The 22,365-nt window shown below is 70.3% G+C and carries 23 protein-coding genes, 3 tRNA genes and 2 pseudogenes; 23 read left to right on the top strand and 5 right to left on the bottom strand.

The genetic code is table 11. From position 1 onward, the window contains the following. The first annotated feature begins 169 nt into the window (after positions 1-169). From ACFV6E_RS27500 to ACFV6E_RS27460, 9 genes and pseudogenes are all read left to right on the top strand, one after another. Complete coding sequence (locus ACFV6E_RS27500) at positions 170-904, top strand: NADH-quinone oxidoreductase subunit J (RefSeq protein WP_385465238.1); 735 nt, start codon at positions 170-172, stop codon at positions 902-904. Continuing rightward, entirely contained in the window at positions 904-1,329 is a 426-nt protein-coding gene (nuoK, locus tag ACFV6E_RS27495) for an NADH-quinone oxidoreductase subunit NuoK (protein ID WP_385169977.1), read from the top strand. The genes ACFV6E_RS27500 and nuoK overlap by 1 nt, the downstream gene beginning before the upstream one ends. Next, positions 1,326-3,317 (top strand): NADH-quinone oxidoreductase subunit L, encoded by a 1,992-nt coding sequence (locus ACFV6E_RS27490; protein WP_385465216.1) that lies wholly within the window; start codon positions 1,326-1,328, stop codon positions 3,315-3,317. The genes nuoK and ACFV6E_RS27490 overlap by 4 nt, the downstream gene beginning before the upstream one ends. Before the next feature lie 6 nt (positions 3,318-3,323). Beyond that, on the top strand, positions 3,324-4,901 hold the full coding sequence (locus ACFV6E_RS27485; RefSeq protein ID WP_385465213.1) for an NADH-quinone oxidoreductase subunit M: 1,578 nt from the start codon (positions 3,324-3,326) through the stop codon (positions 4,899-4,901). Further along, on the top strand, positions 4,898-6,397 hold the full coding sequence (locus ACFV6E_RS27480; RefSeq protein WP_385465211.1) for an NADH-quinone oxidoreductase subunit N: 1,500 nt from the start codon (positions 4,898-4,900) through the stop codon (positions 6,395-6,397). Before ACFV6E_RS27485 ends, ACFV6E_RS27480 begins: the two co-directional genes overlap by 4 nt. A 153-nt stretch (positions 6,398-6,550) precedes the next feature. Then, complete coding sequence (htpX, locus tag ACFV6E_RS27475) at positions 6,551-7,414, top strand: zinc metalloprotease HtpX (protein WP_385169966.1); 864 nt, start codon at positions 6,551-6,553, stop codon at positions 7,412-7,414. Continuing rightward, positions 7,411-7,569: pseudogene (locus tag ACFV6E_RS27470) on the top strand (YccF domain-containing protein); the annotation flags it as partial. The gene htpX and the pseudogene ACFV6E_RS27470, both read left to right, overlap by 4 nt. A gap of 67 nt (positions 7,570-7,636) precedes the next feature. Next, a pseudogene (locus ACFV6E_RS27465) lies at positions 7,637-8,293 on the top strand (transposase family protein); the annotation flags it as partial. Between the two features lie 89 nt (positions 8,294-8,382). Further along, entirely contained in the window at positions 8,383-8,628 is a 246-nt protein-coding gene (locus ACFV6E_RS27460) for a DUF2283 domain-containing protein (RefSeq protein WP_385465208.1), read from the top strand. A 232-nt stretch (positions 8,629-8,860) separates the two neighbouring features. Here ACFV6E_RS27460 and ACFV6E_RS27455 read toward each other — a convergent pair whose 3' ends face one another. Continuing rightward, entirely contained in the window at positions 8,861-9,262 is a 402-nt protein-coding gene (locus tag ACFV6E_RS27455; RefSeq protein ID WP_385169961.1) for a YccF domain-containing protein, read from the bottom strand. A gap of 118 nt (positions 9,263-9,380) precedes the next feature. On the opposite strand from ACFV6E_RS27455, the gene ACFV6E_RS27450 reads away from it, so the two are divergent. The 3 genes from ACFV6E_RS27450 (at position 9,381) to ACFV6E_RS27440 (ending at position 11,681) form a co-directional block, all read left to right on the top strand. Continuing rightward, a complete protein-coding gene (locus ACFV6E_RS27450) occupies positions 9,381-9,671 on the top strand; it encodes a YccF domain-containing protein (RefSeq protein ID WP_385465236.1) in 291 nt (96 codons plus the stop codon). Positions 9,672-9,713: 42 nt separating this feature from the next. Further along, the gene (locus ACFV6E_RS27445; protein ID WP_385465205.1) at positions 9,714-10,874 is read left to right on the top strand and encodes a barstar family protein; all 1,161 of its coding nucleotides are present in this window, start codon (positions 9,714-9,716) and stop codon (positions 10,872-10,874) included. A 240-nt stretch (positions 10,875-11,114) separates the two neighbouring features. After that, positions 11,115-11,681, top strand: coding sequence for an SMI1/KNR4 family protein (locus tag ACFV6E_RS27440; RefSeq protein ID WP_385169953.1), 567 nt, complete (start codon positions 11,115-11,117; stop codon positions 11,679-11,681). A gap of 72 nt (positions 11,682-11,753) precedes the next feature. On the opposite strand, the gene ACFV6E_RS27435 is transcribed toward ACFV6E_RS27440, so the two are convergent. Further along, entirely contained in the window at positions 11,754-13,085 is a 1,332-nt protein-coding gene (locus tag ACFV6E_RS27435) for an APC family permease (protein WP_385465202.1), read from the bottom strand. 149 nt (positions 13,086-13,234) lie between these two features. Between ACFV6E_RS27435 and ACFV6E_RS27430 the strand changes: the two genes are divergently transcribed. Then, positions 13,235-13,501, top strand: coding sequence for a GlsB/YeaQ/YmgE family stress response membrane protein (locus ACFV6E_RS27430; RefSeq protein WP_385169947.1), 267 nt, complete (start codon positions 13,235-13,237; stop codon positions 13,499-13,501). Between the two features lie 107 nt (positions 13,502-13,608). On the opposite strand, the gene ACFV6E_RS27425 is transcribed toward ACFV6E_RS27430, so the two are convergent. Next, positions 13,609-14,097 (bottom strand): YajQ family cyclic di-GMP-binding protein, encoded by a 489-nt coding sequence (locus ACFV6E_RS27425; RefSeq protein WP_385169944.1) that lies wholly within the window; start codon positions 14,095-14,097, stop codon positions 13,609-13,611. Positions 14,098-14,297: 200 nt separating this feature from the next. Here ACFV6E_RS27425 and ACFV6E_RS27420 point away from each other — a divergent pair. The 3 genes from ACFV6E_RS27420 to ACFV6E_RS27410 all read left to right on the top strand — a co-directional run bounded on the left by ACFV6E_RS27420 (position 14,298) and on the right by ACFV6E_RS27410 (position 16,164). Then, positions 14,298-14,379: transfer RNA gene (locus ACFV6E_RS27420), tRNA-Tyr, on the top strand. Positions 14,380-14,643: 264 nt separating this feature from the next. After that, positions 14,644-15,888: a hypothetical protein gene (locus tag ACFV6E_RS27415; protein ID WP_385465199.1), complete on the top strand. Its 1,245-nt coding sequence runs from the start codon at positions 14,644-14,646 to the stop codon at positions 15,886-15,888. A 63-nt stretch (positions 15,889-15,951) separates the two neighbouring features. After that, complete coding sequence (locus ACFV6E_RS27410; protein WP_385169939.1) at positions 15,952-16,164, top strand: hypothetical protein; 213 nt, start codon at positions 15,952-15,954, stop codon at positions 16,162-16,164. Between the two features lie 179 nt (positions 16,165-16,343). Here the strand turns inward: ACFV6E_RS27410 and ACFV6E_RS27405 are convergent, their stop codons facing one another. Continuing rightward, positions 16,344-17,000 (bottom strand): SDR family oxidoreductase, encoded by a 657-nt coding sequence (locus tag ACFV6E_RS27405; protein ID WP_385465196.1) that lies wholly within the window; start codon positions 16,998-17,000, stop codon positions 16,344-16,346. A gap of 159 nt (positions 17,001-17,159) precedes the next feature. On the opposite strand from ACFV6E_RS27405, the gene ACFV6E_RS27400 reads away from it, so the two are divergent. Beyond that, a complete protein-coding gene (locus ACFV6E_RS27400; RefSeq protein ID WP_385465193.1) occupies positions 17,160-18,359 on the top strand; it encodes a hypothetical protein in 1,200 nt (399 codons plus the stop codon). A 40-nt stretch (positions 18,360-18,399) separates the two neighbouring features. Here ACFV6E_RS27400 and ACFV6E_RS27395 read toward each other — a convergent pair whose 3' ends face one another. After that, positions 18,400-19,704 carry an amidohydrolase family protein gene (locus ACFV6E_RS27395; protein ID WP_385169930.1) on the bottom strand — a complete coding sequence of 435 codons (1,305 nt, stop codon included), beginning with the start codon at positions 19,702-19,704 and terminating at the stop codon, positions 18,400-18,402. Positions 19,705-20,131: 427 nt separating this feature from the next. On the opposite strand from ACFV6E_RS27395, the gene ACFV6E_RS27390 reads away from it, so the two are divergent. The 6 genes from ACFV6E_RS27390 to ACFV6E_RS27365 all read left to right on the top strand — a co-directional run bounded on the left by ACFV6E_RS27390 (position 20,132) and on the right by ACFV6E_RS27365 (position 22,343). Next, positions 20,132-20,204: transfer RNA gene (locus ACFV6E_RS27390), tRNA-Thr, on the top strand. A gap of 46 nt (positions 20,205-20,250) precedes the next feature. Continuing rightward, a tRNA-Met gene (locus ACFV6E_RS27385) sits at positions 20,251-20,323 on the top strand. Between the two features lie 89 nt (positions 20,324-20,412). Then, positions 20,413-20,577, top strand: a complete 165-nt coding sequence (rpmG, locus tag ACFV6E_RS27380; RefSeq protein WP_004571794.1) for a 50S ribosomal protein L33 — start codon at positions 20,413-20,415, stop codon at positions 20,575-20,577. 163 nt (positions 20,578-20,740) lie between these two features. Further along, positions 20,741-21,193, top strand: a complete 453-nt coding sequence (locus ACFV6E_RS27375) for a MaoC family dehydratase N-terminal domain-containing protein (protein WP_385169926.1) — start codon at positions 20,741-20,743, stop codon at positions 21,191-21,193. A gap of 1 nt (position 21,194) precedes the next feature. Then, on the top strand, positions 21,195-21,623 hold the full coding sequence (locus tag ACFV6E_RS27370; RefSeq protein WP_385169923.1) for a MaoC family dehydratase: 429 nt from the start codon (positions 21,195-21,197) through the stop codon (positions 21,621-21,623). A gap of 150 nt (positions 21,624-21,773) precedes the next feature. Further along, the gene (locus ACFV6E_RS27365) at positions 21,774-22,343 is read left to right on the top strand and encodes a TetR/AcrR family transcriptional regulator (protein ID WP_385465190.1); all 570 of its coding nucleotides are present in this window, start codon (positions 21,774-21,776) and stop codon (positions 22,341-22,343) included. The last annotated feature ends 22 nt before the right edge of the window (positions 22,344-22,365 follow it).

The following is a 22,365-nucleotide window of genomic DNA, read 5'->3' as shown; positions in this document are numbered from 1 at the left end:
CCGAGCGAGCCGAGCGGTCGACGCAGGCCGGGCAGCCCCAGCAAGCAGCGCAGGCCGAGCAGGCCGAGCAGGCGGCGCAGGCTGAGCGGTCGGCGGGGGCCGAGCCGGCGGCGCAGGCCGAGCAGCCGGCTGCCGAACGCGACCCCCAGGAGGGCGAGTCGTGAGCCTCATCGCAGCCACCGTCACCGCCACAACTACCGCCACCGCTACCGCCACAGCCACCGCGGCGCGGACCACGACCGCCGCCGCCGGGAGCCACGGCTTCCTCTCCCCGACCGGCGTCGAGATCGCCTTCCTCCTCGTCGGCCTCGTCACCTTCGGCGCCGCGATCGTGACCGTCACCACCAAGCAGCTCGTGCACGCCGCCCTGTGGCTGGTGGTCGCGCTCGGCGGTCTCGCCGTCGAGTACCTCCTGCTCACCGCCGAGTTCATCGCGTGGGTGCAGGTGCTGATCTACGTCGGTTCCGTCGTCGTCCTCCTTCTCTTCGGGCTGATGCTGACCCGGGCGCCCATCGGCCGCTCGCCGGACGCCGACTCCGGCAACCGCTGGGCCGCCCTGACCGTGGCCGTCGCCGCGGCCGCCGCCCTGGTGTGGGTCGTCGTCGATGCCTTCCGCACGACCTGGGTCGACCTGGACGGCGCCCCCGCGGGCTCCACCGCCGTGACCGGCGAGAGCCTCTTCCAGAACTGGGTGCTCCCGTTCGAGGCCCTGTCGGTCCTGCTCCTCGCCGCCCTCGTCGGCGCCATCGTCCTTTCCCGCAAGCCGGCCGCGGACGACGCCGCCCCGGCCGACGGCCCGTCACCCCGCGCCGCCGCCGGACCCGCAGCGACCGGCGAGTCCGCCCCGTCCGGCCCGGCCCCCGCCGCGCAGCCCCCGGCCAAGGAAGGGAAAGGGACCCGCTGATGCACCTCGCCTATCCCGCCGTCCTCTCCGCCCTCCTGTTCTGCACGGGCCTGTACGGAGTCCTGGCCCGCCGCAACGCGATCCTCGTCCTGATGTCCGTCGAGCTGATGCTCAACGCCGTCAACCTCAACCTCGTTGCTTTCGACGTCTGGCTCTCCAAGGCCGCCCGCGACACCCTGCACTCCGGCCAGGCGCTGACCCTGTTCACCATCGCCATCGCCGCCGCCGAGATCGGCATCGGCCTGGCGATCGTCCTCGCCGTGTACCGCAACCGCGGCACCTCGGACATCGACAAGCTCCGCGACACCGCCGAGACCGGCGACGACGACCCTGACGGCGACGGACCCGACGGCGACGGACCCGACGGCGACCGACCCGGGTCCTCCGCGCCCGCGACGGCCGAGAAGGCAGAGGCCACCGCGTGACCACGACCACCCTCGCCGTCCTCGTCCCACTCCTTCCGTTCCTGGGCGCCGCGGCCGGCCTGCTCCTGGGCCGCACCGCCCCCGGGTTCGTACGCCCCCTCGCGGTCCTGCCGAGCCTGGTCTCGCTCGCCCTCGCCGTACTGGTCGCCGTGCGCCAGGGCGGTGACCGGGCCGTCGACGCCGCCACCGAACTGACGCCCACCGGCTCGGTCCCCATCGAACTCGCCCTGCACATCGACGGCTTCGCCGCCCTCGTCGCCGTCGTGGTCGGAATCGTCGCCTCCTGCGTGCAGATCTACTCGACGGGCTATCTGCGCGAGGACCCGCGCTACCCCTCCTATGCCGCTCTCGTCTCCCTCTTCACCTCCGCGATGCTGCTCGTCGTCTACTCCGGCGACCTCATCGTGCTGCTGGTCGGCTGGGAGATCATGGGCATCTGCTCGTACTTCCTGGTCGGCCACTACTGGGAGACCCCGGAGGCCCGCGCCGCCTCGCTCAAGGCCTTCCTGGTCACCAAGCTCGGCGACGTCCCCTTCCTGATCGGTCTGTTCGCGCTCGCCACCGACACCGGGTCCTTCCGCATCACCCGGGTCCTCGGCGCCGTCACGAGCGGCGGCCTGGACCACCCGACGCTGATCGCCCTGCTGCTCCTCGCCGGTGTGGCGGGCAAGTCCGCGCAGTTCCCGCTGCACACCTGGCTGCCCGACGCGATGGCGGGCCCCACGCCCGTCTCCGCGCTGATCCACGCCGCGACGATGGTCGCCGCCGGTGTCTACTTCATCGCCCGGCTCCTTCCGGTGTTCGCCGCCTCCTCGGCCGCGATGATCGTCCTCGCCGTCATGGCCGCCGTCACGATGTTCGGCTCGGCCCTCGCCGCGCTCGCCCAGGACGACATCAAGCGCGTCCTCGCCTACTCGACGATCGGCCAGCTCGGCTACATGACCAGCGCCCTGGCCGTCGGCGACCGCGGTGCCGCCGTCTTCCACCTCCTGTCGCACGGCGCCTTCAAGGCGCTGCTGTTCCTTGCCGCCGGCGTGCTCATTCACGCCTCCGGCACCAACTCCCTCGCCGCCATGTCCCGGATGAAGGACCTGCGCGAGCGCGTCCCTGACGCCTACTGGACGATGACCGTCGCGCTGCTCGCGCTCGCCGCGATCCCGCCGTTCAGCGGCTTCTTCTCCAAGGAGGCCGTCCTCGGCGCCGCCGAGCACGCCGCCACCGGCCACGCCGGGCACGTCCCCGGCGCCGCGGGCTGGATCGTCCTGACCGCCGGACTGCTCACGGCCGTGCTCACCGCTGCGTACGCCATGCGGCTGTGGCTCCTCGCCTTCCGCGGCCACGGCACCGAGGCCCCCGACCACGGCAGGCAGCCCGTCACCATGACCAGCGTGCTGTGGGTCCTGGCCGTCCCCTCCCTCGCCTTCGGCCTGATGTACGCCCGGCTGCCCGACTGGTTCGACGGCCGTGATCTGACGCCGGTGCTCACCACCTCCGTGCTCGGTACCGGTATGGCGCTCGTCGGCGGGATCGTCACCTACGCGGCCTGGCGGCACACCACCGCACTCGCGGCCCGTGTGCCCCTCGGCGCGGTGGCCGCCCACCCCGACGCGGACGCCGGTCAGGTCGAGGCCGAGGCCATCGCCTCCCACGCACCCGCGTTCGGAAATGTGGCGTACGCGCCCGACCCGGCGGATCCCGGCCGGCTGCTGCTCGGTCCGATGCACCGGCACGCGGCCGTCGGCTTCCACCTGGACACCCTGTACGCCAGGCTCTTCGTCCGCCCGGTCCTGGCGGGAGCCGCACTCGTGCGGTTCCTCGACCGGGAGGTCGTCGAGACCTACGTAAGCGGTGCCGGAGCGCTACCGCGCTGGCTGGGCGAGGCCGTCAGGCGGGCCCAGACCGGCAATGTGCAGACCTATGTGAGCGCGCTGCTCGCCGGCACCGTCGTCCTGACGGTCGCCGTCCTCCTCGTCGCCACGGGAGCGTGAGCAGGCGTGATCGATATCAGCGAATCAGTGATGCAGATCCTTCTCGCGTTGATCGTCGTGGGCCCGCTCCTCGGCGCCGTGACGGCCCTGCTGCCGGCCCCGCCCGGGCTGAAGGGGAAGTCGCCCGAGCAGGCCGTGCTGCGGCACGGGGTGACCGTCACCGGGGCGGTGCTCATCGCCGCGATCGTCCTCGCGCTCGGCTTCGACCACGACCAGCCGTCGAGAATGCAGGCCACGACGGACATCAGCTGGATCCCCGCACTCGACGTGCGGATCCACCTCGGCATCGACGGCATCTCCCTCCCCCTTCTGGTCCTGACCGCGCTGCTGACCTTCCTCTGCGCGCTCTACAGCTACTTCAAGATGCCCGCGGGCCCTTCCCCGAAGGCGTTCGTCGCCCTGCTGCTCGTCCTAGAGTCCGGCACCCTCGCGACCTTCGCCGTCCTCGATCTGGTGCTGTTCTTCCTCGCCTTCGAGACGGTGCTGATCCCGATGTACTTCCTCATCGCCCGGTGGGGCGGTGCGGAACGGACCCGGGCCGCCTGGAAGTTCATCCTGTACACGCTGCTCGGTTCGGTCGTGATGCTGCTGGGCCTGCTCCTGATCGGAATCAAGTCCGGCACATTCGACATGGTGGCACTCGCCACTGACAACGGCCGCGGGCTGACCACATCCGTGCAGGTCATCGCCGTTCTGGCGATCGGGCTCGGGCTCGCGGTCAAGACGCCGATGTGGCCGCTGCACAGCTGGCTGCCGGACGCCCACACCGCCGCGCCCACCGTCGGCTCGGTCCTGCTGGCCGGCGTCCTGCTGAAGATGGGTACGTACGGGGTCGTCCGGATTCTGCTGCCGGTGGCGCCAGAGGGGATGCGCACGTTCGCGCCGTACCTCGCGGCGCTCGCGGTCGTCGGCATCATCTACGGATCCCTGGCCTGCCTCGCCCTCGCCAAGCGGGGCGCCAAGGGCGACCTCAAGCGCCTCATCGCGTACTCCTCCGTCGGCCACATGGGCTTCGTCCTGCTCGGCATCGCGACGATGACCCCGACCGGCGTGAACGGCGCCCTCTTCGCCAACATCGCCCACGGCCTCATCACCGGCCTGCTCTTCTTCCTGGTCGGCGCGTTGAAGGACCGTACGGGCAGCACCGACCTCGACACCCTCGCCCAGGAGACCGGCGCCGCCCTCTACGGCCGGGCGCCGCGCCTGGGCGGTCTGCTCGCCTTCGGCGCGGTCGCCTCCCTCGGACTGCCGGGCCTCGCCGGCTTCTGGGGCGAGATGCTGGCGCTGTTCGGTGCTTTCAAGCCCGCGGACGACCTCAGCCGCCCGGCCTTCCTGACGTTCATGGCGATCGCCGCCTTCGGCACCCTGCTCACCGCCGCGTACATGCTCGTCGTGGTGCGCCGGGTCTGCATGGGCGCCGTACCGCAGGACGAGCCCCCGCGCCTCGCCGACGTCCGGAGCTACGAGTTCGCGGCCTGGACCCCGCTCGTCGTCCTCACCCTCGTCGCCGGACTCTGGCCCAAGGCCCTGCTCGGCCTCACCGATCCGGCCGTGCAGCAGCTCCTCGCAGGAGGCACCCGATGAGCTCCCTGGTCCAGTCCGTCGACTGGCTCGCGATCGCGCCGCCCACCGTCACCGCGCTCGTCGGACTCGCCGTGCTCGTCGCCGACCTCTTCGTCGGCGACGCCAGGAAACCCCTGCTCGGCTGGGTCTCCGTCGCGGGACTCGCCGCGTCCGCCCTCCTGCTGCTGCCCCTCCTGGACGGCGACCGCGCCACCTTCTGCCTGGCCGGGGACCCCGGTGTGTGCAGCTACACGGCCGACCGCTTCACGGTCGTCGTCCAGCTCCTGGTCCTAGGGGGCGCCCTCCTGGCCGCCCTGCTGTCCGTCACGGCCCTCAGGGACGCCGACCGGGAGCTCCCGGAGGGCGAGTTCTGGTTCCTGCTGCTCTCCTCCGCCGCGGGCGCCGCCCTGCTGCCCGCGTCCCGCGACCTCGCGACCTTGGTCGTCGCCCTGGAAGTCGCCTCGCTGCCCGCCTTCGCCCTGGTCGGCATCAGACGCGGCGACCGCAAGTCCTCCGAGGCGGCACTGAAGTTCTTCCTGTCCTCGGTCACTGCCACCGCCGTCAGCCTCATGGGCATCAGCTTCGTGTACGCCACGACCGGCACCCTGTACCTCACGCGGATCGCGGACCGCATCCAGCACGTCGACGGGCAGTTCCACACGCTGGCCCAGACCGGAGTGGTCCTCACCCTGGTCGGCTTCGCGTTCAAGACCGCCGCCGTGCCCTTCCACTTCTGGGTGCCCGACACCTACGTGGGCGCGCCCCTGCCGATCGCCGCCTACCTGTCGGTCGTCGGCAAGGCCGTCGGTTTCTCCGGCCTGATCCTGGTCACCGTCCTCGGCTTCCCGTCGTACGCGGACGTCTGGGGCCCCGCGCTCGCCGCCCTGGCCGCCCTCACGATGACCGTCGGGAACGTCGGGGCCCTGCGCCAGCGGGCCACGCGCGCGTACAGCGCGATCCGCCTGCTCTCCTGGTCCTCCGTCGGACAGGCCGGTTACCTCCTGGTGCCGATCGCGGCCGCCGGGTACTCCGAGGACGCCGAGAAGGCCATCGGTTCCACCGTGGCCTACGCCCTGATGTACGCCGCCGTGAACCTCGGCGCCTTTGCCGTGGCCGCGCTCGTCGCCCGCAAGAGCCCCCTGAACCGCATCAGTGACTACCGCGGCCTCTATGCGGCGAGCCCGCTGTCCGCCCTGGTCCTCGGCTTCTTCCTGCTGTGCCTCGCGGGCCTGCCCCCGGGCGTCATCGGTCTCTTCGCCAAGGTCACCGTCTTCTCCGCGGCCGTCGACGCGGGCCTCGGCTGGCTGGCCGTGGTCATGGCCGTCAACGTCGTCATCGCGCTCTTCTACTACCTCCAGTGGACGGCGCTGCTGTTCCGCGCCCCGGAGGGCGAGACCGTCAGGCACCGCGTACCGGCCCCGCTCACGGCGGCGATCGCCCTGACGGCCGTCCTCGGAATCGCCCTCTCCGGGGCACCCCAGCTGATCCTGCGCTTCTCCGGCACCGGACTCTTCTGAGCCCTCACCCGGACGGCCCACGCGCGCGGGTGCGCGCACAAGGGAACTAGTGCCTCCCGCCTGGCGTTGACCAGTACGGGAGGGTCCACTGGAAGTGGAAGCACAGCATCAGAAAGCAAGGGTTCCCCTGCCGCACCACTTGGAGGGCGTACCGTGCACCGCCGGCACAACGGGCTCAGGACCGCCGTACTCCTCGGGGGACTGTCCGCACTCATCATCGTCATCGGCAGCTTCTTCGGGCGTACGGGGCTGGTCGTCGCGCTCCTCGTCGCGGTCGGCACCAACGCGTACGCGTACTGGAACAGCGACAAGCTGGCTCTACGCGCGATGCGCGCCCGCCCGGTCAGCGAGTTCGAGGCCCCCGCGCTGTACCGCATCGTCCGTGAGCTCTCGACCCAGGCCCGCCAGCCGATGCCGCGCCTGTACATTTCACCGACCGAGGCGCCGAACGCGTTCGCGACCGGCCGCAACCCGCGCAACGCGGCGGTGTGCTGCACCGACGGGATCCTGCGCATCCTGGACGAGCGAGAGCTGCGCGGTGTCATCGGCCACGAGCTGAGTCATGTGTACAACCGCGACATCCTCATCTCGTCCGTCGCCGGCGCCCTCGCCTCCGTGATCATGTTCCTGGTCAACTTTGCCTGGCTGATCCCGATCGGCCGGTCGAACGACGACGACGGCCCCGGTCTTCTGGGCATGCTGCTGATCATGCTCCTGGGCCCGCTGGCCGCCTCCCTCATCCAGCTCGCCATCAGCCGTTCCAGGGAGTACGAGGCGGACGCCTCGGGCGCCCAGCTCACGGGCGACCCGGTGGCCCTGGCGAACGCGTTGCGCAAGCTCGAGATGGGTACGAAGCAACTACCGCTGCCCCCGGAGCCGCGCATCGAGACCGCGAGCCACATGATGATCGCCAACCCCTTCCGTCCGGGGCAGGGACTGACCAAGCTGTTCTCAACCCACCCGCCCATGGCGGAGCGCATCGCCCGGCTCGAGAAAATGGCAGGTCGCCAGCGATGAAGACAATCCTGAACGTCATATGGCTCGTCCTGAGCGGCTTCTGGCTGTTCCTCGGTTACCTGCTGGCCGGGGTCCTGCTGTGCATCACGATCATCGGCATACCCTTCGGGATCGTTCTCCTGAGTGCAGCATCGCGCTCGGGTCGACGCGCCCTTCGATGACCATTGAGGGCAGCAGCTCAGGCTCCGGCAGGGGGACGTGCTCCAGCCCCACAAGAGCAGCACGCGCTGGCGCCGCCTGACCGCGGACCGACAGGCTCTGCTCGCGCTGGCCCATCTGCGCTGCGGGGACACGTACGCCCAGCTCGCGGCCGGCTTCGGGATCGGGCTGGCCACCGTCTACCGGTACATGGTCGAGGCGGTTGAGGCCCTGGCCGCCCTTGCCACCACTCTCCAGCAGGCCATGACCGTCGCCGCCAACAAGGCATTCGTGATCCTGGACGGCACCCTGCTGCACATCGACCGCATTGCCGCCGACCGCCCCTACTACTCTGGAAAGCACAAGCGCCACGGCATGAACGTCCAGGTCATCGCCGACGCGTTCGGACGCCTCCTCTGGGCCTCACCTGCCCTGCCGGGTGCCGTCCACGACATCAAAGCCGCACGCACCCACGGCATCATCGAAGCTCTCACCCAAGCCAGCATCCGGACGTGGGCCGACAAGGGATATCAGGGCGCTCGGGGGACGATCCGGGTGCCTTACCGGGGCCGCTGGAGCGAGCTGCCAGCCGGGAAGCGTGCGGTGAACTCCTCCCACGCCCGGATCCGAGCCGTCGGAGAGCAGGCCAACGCCACCCTGAAGAGTCGGCGGCTCCTGCGCAAACTCCGTTGCAGCACCATCCGCATCATCGACATCGTCAAGGCCGTCCTGGCCTTGCACACCTTGCCACGGCAGCCAGAGATCGCTGCGGCTGGAGGCAGGGACAAGGACAGCGCCACCATCCACGAAAGCAAGGGAAATCGCTCACCGTGACAGACGTCAGAGTCACCTACGACAAGACCGTCAACGCAGCGTACGTATACCTCACCGAACCGCAGGCCCGCGTGATGTCCGCGCGCATGTATCCCTGCGATCCAGTGGACGTCGACGGCATGATCAACCTCGACTTCGACGAGCAGGGCCGCCTCATCGGCATCGAGGTGTTGGCGGCCAGTTCAAAACTGCCCGAGTACCTGCTCCAGTCCGCGGAGCGGCTTGACACCGAAGGTGCATGACCAGCCGAGCACCACGCTCGCGGCGAACAGGTTGGAAAAGGCTCAGTGCTGAGGACGTACCGCCAAGGCGTTGCCGCAGGTCACGCGAGCTGACCACATCCGGTTCTGTGGCCGACGGAGTTATTACCGCGTGAGCGGGGGCTTGGCTGAGGCCAGCGCGAGGCCGCCAACCTCAGCAAGGCTGCGGCACTCCGCAGCGGAGACGAGGCCGGACACCTGGCAGGCACCGCGGTCAGCGCGCGCCGAACCTCTGATCCGTGGCAACTACCTCACGCCCAAGCGGCATGAGCGAGATCGGGATCAGCTTCAAGTTGGCCCAGCCGAATGGGATGCCAATGATTGACACGAACAGCGGGATGCTTGTGATCAGGTGGCCCAGCGCCAGCCACCATCCCGCGAAGATCACCCAGATCACGTTGCCGATGAACGAACCCGCCCCAGCCCCCGGCCGGTCCACAGTGGTCCGGCCGAAGGGCCATAGGACGAAGCCGGCGATGCGCAGCGACGCGATGCCGAATGGGATGGTGACAATCAAGACGAAGCAGATCAGCGCAGCGAGCAGGTAGCCGAGCGCCATCCAGATGCCGCAGAAGACCAGCCACAGGATGTTGAGCAGCAGGTTGAACACCTTCATGATCGGCACCTCTTCAAGTCGCTCGGCCAGCTCTGCCTGCTGACACAAGTATCAGCTGCTCATGCGTTCAGACGGAACCTCAGCGCCCTTGTAGCGTGATCGGGAACGTCCTGAAACGATCCCGTTCGGGATCGCCTCGTTCCGGATCGGCGTCTACGCCCTGTGGCCGTTCGGCTATACGACGGTGGAGCGCCACGTCGCCGGTGCCCCGTCCTGCCTGGGCAACGCCCTGTGGCTGATCCTCGCGGGCTGGTGGCTCGCCCTGGCGCACATCGTGACCGGCGTCGCCCTGTGCTTCACGATCATCGGCATCCCGTTCGGCATAGCGAACTTCAAGCTGATCCCCGTCTCCCTGCTGCCCCTGGGACGCGAGATCGTCCGCACGGACCAGCCCTTCGCCGCGCGATAAGGCGCCGGAAACCGGGAGCGGGAAAGTCCAGGGGAGAGCAGGGTGCGCCCGCCGAGATACGCCCTGGTGGCGTACGACCTGGACGCCGAGTACCCCGACGAGACCGGGAGCGAGCGGACCTGGGCCCTGTGCGAGGACGCCGAGGACCTGTGCGCCGATACGGCACCTACCGCGCGCGGGGTCTACGCGTTACTGGGCTGCGAGCCGGCCGGCCGGCTGCGCCGAGCCGTCGTGGAGGCCCGCTCCGAGGGCTCGGCACCGCTCGGCTCGCTCACCCTGGAGATCCTCGACAAGAACGGCGCGGGCACCGACGAGTGGTACCTGGAGGACGTCCGCGTCCTGGGGGACCGCCCCTGCGCGCGTGACCTGTCGCTCCGGGACGTACGCGTGGAAGGAGCCGAGTCCGCCGACGATGGCTCCGACCATCCCCAGTGCCCGCCGCTCTCCCCGGGCTACCGCATCCTCGGCGCACAGGGCGAGCGGCACGGCGTCTGCAAGGACCTCGCCCACGTCCGGCAGGAGAACCCGGACCTGCTCGCGTCGCCGCTGCGGCTGCTCGGCTGTTCCCCGCGCGGAGCCCTGCGCGCAGCTTTGGACGCGGGCGAGGAGGACCTCGGCCACGCCACGCTGCTGCGCTTGGACGCGCACGGCCGCACCGTCCAGTCGGCCGTCGAGGGCGAACTCACCGCCTGGATCCCCTCCGCACGAGGGCGCGGCCTCGTCGACCTCACCCTCGCCCCCTGGCCGGACCGTCTCCCGGCCGCGGCCCCCGAGGTCTGGGATGTGTGGTGGCACGGACGCCCCGCCGAGCCGAACCTGTGGGCCGGATGCTGGCCGCGGGGCCGCTGCTTCTGGCTCGGCACGGCCCTGGAGAACCACGTACCCGACGCCCCGTACCGACCGCCGGGAACGGCCTACCACCTCGACGGCCGCCACATCACCGACCTGGACGGCTTCTTCTGCGCACTGGGCGAGGCGGTCAACGGCCCCGGCGGGTACTTCGGCTGGGGTCTCGACGCCCTGCACGGCTGCCTAAGCGGACACTGGGGTGCCGGGGGCCCGTTCATGCTTGTGTGGCACGAGGCCGAAGCCGCCCGCACCTGCCTGGGCGTCACGCCGCACACCGACCACCGCGCACTTCCCTGCTTCGAGGAACTGCTCGCCTTCCTGACCGGACACGGCATCGACGTGCGGCTCGCCTAGCTCTCGGCACCTGCCGGGCCGTCCCCGCCCGCCTGCCGCGCAGCCCACATCCCACACCCCACACCCCACACCCCACACTCGCCCAACAGCCGAGTCACCCACGTCATCCACAGCGGAGCCGCCCTCAACCACCCCTTATCCACAGATGAGTTGTCCGTAGTTGCTCGCATTCGCCGCTGCTTGCGGCCGGGTTGTCCACAGGTCCGCCCGCTTGTCAGTGGCGCGCTGCATCATGAACCCATGACCGAGATCGAGCAGTTGCTGGCACGGGTGGCCGAGCGGGCCCGTACCACCCGCCCGTGGGGCTGGCCTTCGCTCCCCGCGCCCCTGGACGCCTCCGTGATCGCCCGCGCGGAGTCCACCCTGGGCTTCCCCCTGCCACCTCTGCTCGCCGCCCTCTATCTGCGGATAGGAGACGGCGGGTTCGGCCCGGAATACGGCCTGCTGCCCCTCCTCGACAGCTCGCCCTCCGGCGAACCGGCCGCCGTCGCGCAGTACGGCACCAATCGCGCCGACGGCCGCGAGGACCCGGACTGGCCGTGGCCGGAGGGCATCCTGCCCATATCCCACTGGGGCTGCGGGATGTACGCGTGCGTGGACTGCCGGTCCCCGGACGGCCTCGTCCTGCTCTTCGAACCGAACGCGGACGACGCCGGCGAAGCCTGGTACGTCGACGCCCCGAGCCTCGCCGACTGGCTGCGCACCTGGCTCGACGGCACCGGTTGGTACGAGGAGTCGAACGACGGCACGGACCTGATCCCGTGGCCCGACTTTCGCATACGCACCGGCCAGACCGAGAAACGGTGAGATACCTACTGCCTCACTTACTACCTCAGCCGCTACGTCCCTGCGTCCTTGCCCGCCTTGCCGCGTCACTCGTCACTGCCGTGACGCCCACCGCACCCGTACCCCGTACAGCCCCGCCCCCATGAGCACGACAGCCGCCCCGAGGACGACCGAGGTACCAGGGAGGGCGAACGCGAGCGTCGTGCACCCGAGGAGCCCCACGGCCGGCACGATCCGCGCGGTCCGAGCCGCGTCGAGCGTCCAGGCGGACGCGTTGGCCACCGCGTAGTACGTCAGCACCCCGAAGGAGGAGAAGCCGATGGCACCCCGCACATCCACCGTCGCGGCCAGCACCGCGACCATCAGGCCGACGGCGAGCTCGGCCCGGTGGGGCACCTGGAAGCGCGGCTGTACGACGGCCAGTGAGATGGGCAGATGCCGGTCCCGGGCCATGGCGAGCGTCGTCCGGGAGACGCCGAGAAGCAGTGCGAGGAGCGAGCCGAGCGCGGCCACGGCCGCACCCGCCCGCACCACGGGCACGAGCCCGGGCACACCCGCGGCCCGCACGGCGTCCGCCAGCGGCGCCGCGGACCGGCCGAGGCCGTCCGTCCCGAGCACGGACAGCGCGGCCACGGCCACGGCCGCGTACACCACGAGCGCGATACCCAGCGCCGACGGGACCGCACGGGGAATGGTGCGCGCGGGATCCCGTACCTCCTCGCCGAGCGTCGCGATCCGGGCGTACCCGGCGAACGCGAAGAACAGCAGACCGGCCGCCTGAAGCGCCCCGCCCGCACCGGCCGGGACCTCGACGTTCAGCCGCTCTGCGTCGGCGGCGTCGGAGCCGAGACACACGACCACCACGGAAGCGAGGACCGCGAGGACCACCGTCACGATCGCCCGCGTCAGCCGGGCCGACTTCTGGACACCGCCGTAGTCGACCGCGGTCACGACCACCACGGCCGCGACCGCCACCGCGTGCGCCTGACCCGGCCATACGTACACGCCCACAGTGAGCGCCATCGCCGCGCAGGAGGCCGTCTTGCCGATGACGAAGCACCAGCCTGCCAAGTACCCCCAGAAGTCCCCGAGCCGCTCGCGCCCGTACACGTACGTGCCGCCCGAGGCCGGGTACCGGGCCGCCAGCCGCGCCGAGGACATCGCGTTGCAGTAGGCGACCACCGCGGCGATCGCGAGCCCGAGCAGCAGCCCTGACCCGGCCACCCGTGCGGCGGGGCCCAGTGCCGCGAAGATGCCGGCCCCGAGCATCGCCCCGAGCCCGATGACGACCGCGTCCCCGACTCCGAGTGTCCGCCGCAAGCCGGAAGGAGAACGACCGGAAGGAGAATGGAAGGACGGGCTCCCGGTCGGCTCTCCGCCCTGCTCGGCTCCGGACTGTGTCATGAATCGCACCCTATTGAGCACCGCAACCGGTGAATGCCGCACAGGCGTCTTTCCCGGCAAGAGGTCACAAGACGCCGATACCGGTGTCAACAGCAAGTCGACCGCATGAACACAGTGCGACCCGAGCAGGAGCACACCACAAGCACAGCGCGGAGAGGCAGGGTCACGGCATGGGCATCATCAGCTGGATCATTCTTGGGCTGCTGGCCGGAGCCATCGCCAAAGTCCTGCTGCCTGGACGCGACCCGGGCGGCTTCATCGGCACGACCCTCATCGGGGTCGCGGGCGCCTTCATCGGCGGCTGGATATCCGCCAGGTGGCTGGACCACCCGATCACGAAGCAGTTCTACGACGGTGCCACCTGGGCCGCGGCGATCGGCGGCTCGCTCGTCCTGCTGATCATCTACCGCATCCTGTTCGGAGACTCGCGCCGCTGAGCGCGTACCCCTCAGGCCGCAGCCAGCAGGAGGAAGGGTGGGCACCGCCGGGGCCCACCCTTCCTCGTACGCGAACGCGCGAGGCCCGCGGTGGCTGCCGGTACGGGCTACCGGTAGTTCACGAACTGCAACGCGAAGTCGAAGTCCTTGCCCTTCAGGAGCGAGATCACGGCCTGCAGGTCGTCGCGGCTCTTCGAGCTGACGCGCAGTTCGTCACCCTGCACCTGGGCCTTCACGCCCTTGGGGCCCTCGTCACGGATGATCTTCGCGACCTTCTTCGCGTTGTCCTGGGAGATGCCCTCCTCGATGGACGCGAAAATCTTGTACTCCTTGCCGGAGAGCTGAGGCTCACCGGCGTCCAGCGCCTTCAGCGAGATCCCACGCTTGATCAGCTTGGTCTCGAACACGTCGAGGATGGCCTTCACCCGTTCCTCGGAGTTCGCCTCCATCAGGATCTTCTCGCCGGACCAGGAGATCGAGGCGCCGACGTTCTTGAAGTCGTAGCGCTGGGAGATCTCCTTGGCGGCCTGGTTGAGGGCGTTGTCGACCTCCTGCCGCTCGACCTTCGAGACGATGTCGAAACTGGAGTCGGCCATGTCCTGTGGCTCCTTGTATCGGGGTGCGTAGGGGCGTGCGCGGAGCCGACAGGGGCTCGCGCAGCATCCGGATAAGCCTAGCCACCCCGGCACCGCCGAGTGCTGATCAATCGGGTGGCGAAGCACCCCCGTGCATCAGGTATCGTTTACGTCGTTGCCACGGAGCACCGCCGCAAAGCGGTCCTCACGGCAGCAACCCCGGCGGTGTGCCCGAGCGGCCAAAGGGAGCAGACTGTAAATCTGCCGGCTCAGCCTTCCCAGGTTCGAATCCTGGCGCCGCCACGCTGAGGGAGACCCCCTCCGAACTGCGAGATCGCAGTTCGGAGGGGGTCTCTTCGTGTTTTGGAGTGGTCTGGCCGAGCGGGGGCGGTGGGGGGCCGGGGTACGCTGCCCGCTCGCTGCGAGGCATGAGGACCGTGAGGGGCGACAGGGGGCGTGGCTATGGTGCGTCGAGCTGCGGAGGGCCGGTACCGATACCAGTACCGGACCGGTGGGCCCAGCGGCAGCCGCGGCAAGGGCATTGTGGTCGGTGTTGTGCTCGGGGCCGTGCTTGCTGTTGCGGGGTGTGGTGCGGGAGCAGGGAAGGGTGGTGGCTCCGGGGCCGGGGGCGATGCCGGTGCCAGCGGGTCCGGTGGGAAGGGTGGGGCTACGACGGAGGCGTCCGTCGCCTCTCTGACCTGGGAGTTCGAGTACATCGCGGACTTCAGCGGGAAGGTCGCCGATGTCGCCGCCCTGGCCGAGGACGACATCTGGGCGGTCGGGACCGAGAACAACGGTCAGTCCGGCGCCCGTCTGCTGCACTACGACGGCAAGCGGTGGACGCGCGAGGCCCTTCCCGAGGCTCTCGGCGCCACCGACTATCCGCCCCTGCTCGAAGAGGTCGGCGACGACGCCCTGTGGCTGCGGCCGCAGCTCTCCGGTGACGATACCGGCGCGAGCAGCTGGGCGGCGTGGGACGGCAACCGCTGGTCCAAGGTGACCAATCCTCCTCCCGGCAAGGTCGAAGACCTTGAGGCCGCGGGGCCGGACGACATCTGGGCCCTCGTCGGTGAGCAGACCGCCCAGCACTGGGACGGCGCCCGGTGGACCGCGACGCGGCTGCCGTACGGGGCGGCGGACCTCGCGGTGGCGGGGGCGGACGACGTCTGGGCGGTCGGCAGCCGCTCGACCGGGCCGGGTACCGAGCTGAGCGGCGGCGAACGGTACAGCCAGCCCGCCTCGATGCACTGGGGCGGCACGTCCTGGAAGTCGGTGGAGACGCCGCAGGCCCGTTTCGAGGAGCCGATCCCGCCGGAGCCCGGCGCCGGCCTCGACCAGGTGTTCGCGCTCGACGGCGGTGAGGTGCGCGCGTACGGACACAACAGCTTCAACCACGGCGAGGTCGAGGACGAACCCGACGACGAGTACCTGCGGCTGAGCTGGAACGGCTCGAAGTGGGTCGAGACGGAGGCGGCGCCCGGCCAGTGTTCGCTGCGGATCCCGGTGGCCCAGGACGACGAGGGGCTTTTCCTGGACGGCAACTGGTATCTGACCGACGACGGGCGGTGCGTGAAGATCAAGCGGCACCGGCTGCCGCTGTCGACCGGGGCCGGCAAGAAGTCGAACCAGTCGATGTGGCTGGAGGAGATCCACCGGCTGCCCGGCAGCGACGAGTGGCTGGGCGCCGGACACGTCCAGGTCAACCAGTCCGGCGACCCCTTCGACGCCCCCGTCGTCGTACGCCTCAAGCGCGGCGGCCGACCGGCGTCTCAGGCGCGGCGGCCGACCGGTGCCTCAACTCGCGACGGCTGACTGGCGCCTCACGCGGCCGCCGCAGGCCGGTCGACTGTCGGTCCCGCGAGGCACACTGATCCCATGTCTTCGCGTCGCAGAAGCTGCCCCGAGTGCCGTCGTGAGATCGCCGTCGTCGCGGGGCGGTTCGCGCGGCACGATCCGCCCGGGGCGCGGGAGAGCGCCGAGCTGGTGTCCTGCCCCGGGTCCCGGCGGCAGGCGGAGCTGGGAGCCGCGCAGCCCACGCTGGACGGATATGTCGTGCCCGACTTCCCCGGGCAGCTGTCGCTGTTCTGACCGACCCGACCCGACCTGAGCCAACCCGACCCGACCAAAGAGACGCATCGGATCGGACCGGACCACTCAGCTCTGCCCTCGACCCCGCCTGGTTCTCCTGATTCGCCCGGATCTCCTAGTTCTCCTAGTTCTCCTCATTCGCCTAGTTCGCCTAGTTCTCTTAGTTCTCCTACGTTCTTCTAGTTCCCCGCCACCGACTTCACCGCCACCGGGACCGGCGTCGAACCGCTGATCAGTTCCAGGGTCAGGCCGGCCGTCGCCGGGGTGTCCAGCAGTTCCGCCAGGACCGCCGCCACGTCGTCCCGGGGGATCGAGTCACGGCCGGTCGATGCCTCCAGCCGGACCCGGCCGGTACCGGCGTCGTTCGTGAGGGCGCCGGGTCGCAGAATCGTCCAGTCCAGTCCCGTACGGCCGCGTACGTTCTCGTCGGCCTCGCCCTTGGCGCGCTGGTAGACGTCGAAGACCTCGTCGCCGGTGCGCGAGGGATCCGCGCCCATGGACGACACCACGATGTACCGCCGTACTCCGGCCAGTTCGGCCGCGTCCGCGAACAGGATGGCGGCGTCCCGGTCGACCGTGTTCTTGCGTTCCGCGCCGCTGCCCGGGCCCGCGCCGGCCGCGAAGACGACCGCGTCCGCACCCCGCAGGCGCTCGGCGGTCTCCTCCACGGAGGCGGATTCCAGATCGAGTACGACCGGTTCGGCGCCGGCCTCCCGCAGTTCGTCGCCGTGCTCCGGACGGCGGATGACCCCCACGACCTCGTCACCGCGCGCAGCGAGCAACCGCTCCAGCCGCAACGCGATCTGACCATGACCTCCAGCGATGACAATGCGCATGATTCCGACCGTACGCCCGAGCGTGCCCGTTCGCCGCGCAACCTTGTGGACGGTTCATGAGTCACATGGGTGATCGCTGTGAACGTCGAGAGCCGTCGTGCGCCGTGCATCGTGCATCGTGCGCCGTATGTCGTGCGCCGTGCGTCAGCGCGCGAAGGTGTGAGGAGAATCGTCATCACCGTTCCCGCCCCCACCACCGCCACCGCCACCATTGGTACGACCACCGTCGCCACCGTCACGAGCGCCGCGATATCCGTCCGGAACGGCCGTGCCGTACGGCGGACCGCCGCCGCGGCCGGTTGTGCCGCCGTACTGCTCGCCACGGCCGCGGCCTGCGGCACGGTCGAGAACTTCACCGGCGGACAGAAGGTGGACAACGCCGTCGATCGGCTCGGCGAACAGAAGTCGCTCGCCGTCGAGCTGAGCCTGGACGCCGGGCCCGAGGCGCTGGCCTCGCTGGCGGGAGGCGCGGGTTCCGGCAGTGCGATGCCCACCGGGATGGCCGGGTTCATGGCCGGGCTGCACGTCGACGTGTCCGTCGAGTCGAAGAAGCCGCTGGCGGAATCCGGGGAGAAGGACCTCGTCGGGACGAGCGTCAGCTTCGCCGGGGCCGACGGTGTGCTCGCCGAGTACCGGGTGGTCGGCGACTTCACGTACTACCGGGCCGACGCGGAGGCCATGAGCGCGGCGATGGGCTTTCCGCTGCCCGGCGCCGACGAACTGCCCGAGGACGCCGGTGCGTTGCGGACGGTCCTCAGCGGCAAGTGGGTCAAGCTCGACAACCGCGAGTTGAAGAAGGCACAGAAGGCACAGCAGGAGCAGGAGGCAGACGGTGATGCGTCCGGGGGAGCCGGCGGTTCCGATGCCGGGGAGACCGGATCCGGCTCCGGCTCCGGCGACATCGACGCCAAGACCCAGCAGAAGGTCGTGAAGGCCGTGCGTGACGTGATCGCGCACGAGGTCACCTTCCGCGACGAGGGTGGCAGCGACGGCACCGAACTCGTCGTCGCCAAGGCCGGTTTCCGTGATCTCCTCACCGGTCTCGCCGACGAACTCCGCCCGCTCCAGGACGAACTCCCGCCCGGTACCGAACTGCCCACCGCCCAGGACCTGAAGGGCGCCCCGGACAAGAAGGTCGCCGTGAACTTCACGCTGAAGAACGGTGACCTGGACCGGATCGAGATCGACCTCGCGTCGCTCGCGGACGAGGCGAAGGGCGTCGAAGTGCCGCTGGTCCTGGAGTTCGGCGAGGCACAGGACGTCAGCGCGCCGTCGGCCGCCGAGGAGGTACCCGTCGACGCGATCTCGGGCGCGGGCGGCCTGTTCTCCGCCGGGACGCTCCTCGGCGGAATGTCCTGACCTGACGACGACCAGCGGCCACCGAGCTGCACAACCAACCTCAGGACGGCTCCCCCCGCCCCTGCCGGGGCAGATCCAGCGCCACCGCGGCCGCCGAGTTGCAGTACTCCCGTACCGCGCTCGTCCGTGCCACAACGCGCCCCCGGTGCACAACGATACGGCTGTACGCGAGTGAAAGCGCCCCCGCGAGCCGGTCGCCGCGCACCGCGAGCAGTTCCGCCGGGAAACCGGCCTCGAGGCGGAGTTCGGGCAGGCCGAGCGCGGCCCGGGCGGCGCCGCTGACCGCGTCGTACGCGTCCTCGGGCCGCAGCCCGTACCGCGAGGCCAGCAGGAAGGCCGCCTCCAGCGGGTCCCCGCGGCCCGCCGGGCTGGCCACGTCGCGCAGCGCGCCGCTGCCCGCGGCGACCCGTACACCGGCCGACCGCAACAGCCGTACGGGCGCGGTGCCGCGCCGGTCCACGCTGCCGCAGCCGCCCTGGGGGAGGCACACCACCGTGATCCCGGCCGCGGCGAGCTGGTCGGCGGTGCGGGCGGCCACCTCCTCGGGCAGCCGCCCGAGACCGGCGCACGGGCCGAGGGCCACGCCCGGGCGCAGCCCGCCCGCCATCGCCGCGATCCTGGCCAGCCGGGCGGGATCGGCGCCGTCCGTGTGCAGGTCGACCGGGCAGCCGTGCTCGGAGGCGATCTCCAGCACCGCTTCGACGTAGCCCGTCGGATCGGGGTCGGCGTCGGGGCAGCCGCCCACCACGGAGGCGCCCATCTTCACGGCGTCCCGCAGCAAGGCGAGGCCGTCGGCGCCGGCCACTCCGGTGAGCAGCCTGGGCATGGCGACGGTGGACAGTTCGGCCAGCCCGCGCAGCGCCCGGCGTGCCTGGAGCACCGCGGTCAGCGCGTCGAGGCCCTGTACGTCACCGACGTGGACGTGCGAGCGCAGCGCCGTCGCCCCGTGCCCGAGCTGGAGCAACGCCGCCTCGGTGGTCCGCCGCTGCACCTCCTCGGTGTCGTACGAGACCGGCCCGTCGGCGTCGGCCGTGAAGGCCGTGTCACTGTGGGCGTGCGGTTCGGCCGGGGCCGGCAGCAGCAGATAGCCGTTGAGGTCCACGCGCGTGCCCCGGGCGGCGGGGTCCTGGGCCGCGCCCCGCGCCAGGCTTCCGGCGGTACCCACGGCCTCGATGCGTCCGCCGCCCAGCCGTACGTCCACGGTCCGGCCGTCGGGAAGCCGCGCCCCGCAGAGCAGAAGCGCGGCCGCAGCCGTATGCCCCGACGAGGGCGTTGAAGGCGAAGAGGAAGGCGAGGAGGGCGAGGAGGACGACGAGTTGGACGGCTGCGGCTGGCTGTCGGTCATCGCGCTCCTGGGGATCGAGGGCGTCTGCGTGGCAGGACGCAAGATCACGCAGAGTGAGTCGAGCGTAGGCTCGCGACGCGGCCGCATCCGGGAAGAGCGCAATAGTCGTACTGACGGGTCGGTGGCCCGGGCGGGCGCCTCTCGGCGGGGCTGCGGGCGGGACTCGTGAGCCGTGTGTGATCTCTTCGGCCTCTTCCGCATCGCTCGCCACTGCCGTTGGCGGCTCATGCCGGCCGGAGCCCGCGCGAGCGTCCCGCGGTGCGCGGACCTGCGCTTCGAGGCGTACGACGGTCCGCGGACCGTCGTGGATCACCGCGGCGCTCCGTACGGGCGGGGAGGCGCCGGCGGGCCGGGAAACAGGCTGGGGCAGGTGCCGCGAAACGGATTTGGGCGATCGGCTGCCGAGCGTGTAATGTCTTCATCGCTCGCCCCAATAGCTCAGTCGGTAGAGCGTCTCCATGGTAAGGAGAAGGTCTACGGTTCGATTCCGTATTGGGGCTCTGGTGTGAAAGGTTCCCGCCGCGAGGCGGGAACTGATCGCATCACAGCGGTGTAGCTCAGTCGGTAGAGCAAGCGGCTCATAATCGCTGTGTCACCGGTTCAAGTCCGGTCACCGCTACTGACAGTAGCCGATTGCGGGGTCGGTCCTTCGATCGGCTACTCTTTTCTGCGTTAATACATCCCATCCGTTCGTCAAGGAGCACTCACGTGGCTGCCACCGACGTCCGCCCGAAGATCACGCTGGCCTGCGTGGAGTGCAAGGAGCGGAACTACATCACCAAGAAGAACCGGCGTAACGACCCGGACCGACTGGAGATGAAGAAGCACTGCCCGCGTTGCAACGCGCACACCGCGCACCGCGAGACGCGATAACCAAGGCTCGCACGCGAGGCCGTCCCCAGTAACGGGGGCGGCCTCGCGTCGTTCCACCGACCGCCTGCCCGTACGTACGTCGCGCACCGTGACGCCGTGCGGGCAGCGGCCGGTACAGGCCCATCAGACGTCACCGGCTGAGACAACCAGGAGGTGCCGAGCCATGGCGCTCGACCAGTCCTTCGTGGGGCGGTCCTACCCGCCCACCGACCCCTATGAGGTCGGCCGGGAGAAGATCCGCGAGTTCGCGGAGGCCGTGGGGGACACCAACCCGGCGTACACGGACCCGGAGGCCGCCAAGGCGCTCGGGTACGCCGATGTGATCGCCCCGCCGACCTTCGTGTTCTCCATCACCTTCAAGGCCGCGGGGCAGGTCGTCCAGGACCCGCAGCTCGGCCTGGACTACACCCGCGTGGTGCACGGCGACCAGAAGTTCGTCTACAGCCGCCCGGTGCGCGCGGGGGACCGGCTCACCGTGACCTCGACCATCGAGTCGATCAAGTCGATCGCGGGCAACGACATCGTGGACATCCGCGGTGAGGTCCACGACGAGACGGGCGAGCACGTGGTGACGGCCGTGACCAAACTCGTGGCGCGCGCGGCGGAGGAGAGCTGACATGACGGCGAAGGTCTCTTACGCGGACGTCGAGGTCGGCACCGAGTTGCCGGCGCAAAGTTTCCCTGTGAGCCGCGCCACGCTCGTGCAGTACGCGGGCGCCTCGGGCGACTTCAACCCGATCCACTGGAACGAGAAGTTCGCGGTCGGGGTCGGACTGCCCGACGTCATCGCGCACGGCATGTTCACCATGGCCGAGGCCGTCCGCGTCGTCACCGACTGGGCGGGCGACCCGGGTGCGGTCGTCGAGTACGGCGTGCGCTTCACCAAGCCCGTCGTCGTCCCGAACGACGACCAGGGCGCGACGATCGAGGTCAGCGGCAAGGTCGCGGCCAAGCTCGACGACAACACGGTCCGCGTCGACCTCACCGCGATGAGCGCGGGCCAGAAGGTCCTGGGCATGTCCCGCGCGGTCGTACGGCTGGCCTGACGGGGGCACCGGCGACAGGTAGGTCATACGCGTAAGGGGCACCCTCCCTGGAGGGTGCCCCTTACGCGTACCGGGCGCCCGCCAGGGCGGTGCCTCTTACGCGTACCCCGCCCCTTGACGTAGTTAGTGATTGAGTACTAACTTCGTCGCATGGTCAGGATGAGCGCCGAGGAACGGCGTGAAAGTGTCATCCGCGCGGCGATGAGCGAGTTCGCCCGCGGCGGCTACAACGGCACGTCCACCGAGGCGATCGCCAAGCGAGTGGGCGTCTCGCAGCCGTACCTCTTCCGGCTCTTCCCGGGCAAGCGGGCGATCTTCCTCGCGGCGGCCGAGCGCTGCCTCGACGACGCGCGCCGGACTTTCGCGGAGGCTTCCGAGGGGCTGGAGGGCGAAGAGGCCCTGCATGCCATGGCGAACGCGTACATCAAGCTGATCGAGGAGCGGCCGGAGCGGCTGCTCATGCAGATGCAGATGTACGTCGCGGTGGCGGCCGCGGACGAGGCGGGGGACCACGAGCTGGGTGAGGCCGTACGGGCCGGCTGGCTCAGGCTGTGGGACACCGTGCACCTGCCGCTCGGCGCCGACCCGAACGAGACCACGCAGTTCATGGCGTACGGGATGCTGGTCAACTGCCTGGTGGCGATGGGTTTCCCGGCGCAGCACCGGATCTGGGAAGGGCTCTATCCGTCGGCGCGGGTCACGGGCCGGCTGGAGAAGTAGGAAGGGCGGCGCGGCTGCCGGG

This window comes from Streptomyces sp. NPDC059785 (genome assembly GCF_042732375.1).
Classification (GTDB): Bacteria; Actinomycetota; Actinomycetes; order Streptomycetales; family Streptomycetaceae; genus Streptomyces.
The sequence above is the reverse complement of the archived record's forward strand: the minus strand, read 5'-3'. Positions and strand labels throughout refer to the sequence as shown.